This window comes from Glaciibacter sp. 2TAF33, from assembly GCF_052114945.1.
GTDB lineage: Bacteria > Actinomycetota > Actinomycetes > Actinomycetales > Microbacteriaceae > Cryobacterium.
The window spans coordinates 1-347 of record NZ_JBFRFS010000040.1 but is presented as its reverse complement, the minus strand read 5'-3'; the positions used below and the strand labels follow the sequence as shown (position 1 = coordinate 347).

Sequence of the window (347 nt, the reverse complement as noted above, 5' to 3'; positions counted from 1 at the left end):
AGGTACGCGCTGAGCCAGCCCATCCCGTCCCGGGCGGGCGTGAACGTCAACGACCGGCCGGTCACGCCGCGTTCGTGGCGGGCGGTGATCGAGTCCGGGTCCAGCCGCTCCCGGGCCTTGCGGACCTTCCGGTCGAACTGSGACGGGCTGAGCCGCCCCGCGGCGGGGAGCACCACCCGTTCCAGCTCCCGSGCGGTGTCCACGGTCAGGCTGTTGGTCTCAGCGACCAGGATCTGCGCGTGCCGGTACCCGGCGTCCCCCGCCGCCAGGGCGGCGAGGGTGTCGGGGAGGGTATGCACCAGGGCCCGGGACTCCTCGAGCAGGTTCTCCGCGGACGGCGCCGGGAG

Annotated in this window: 1 protein-coding gene; it reads right to left on the bottom strand. The window is 74.5% G+C overall.

The window, feature by feature from the left end; genetic code table 11:
* Positions 1-347: DUF222 domain-containing protein (locus tag AB4Y94_RS17830; protein WP_441729355.1), on the bottom strand; the 347-nt coding region annotated here is incomplete at both ends.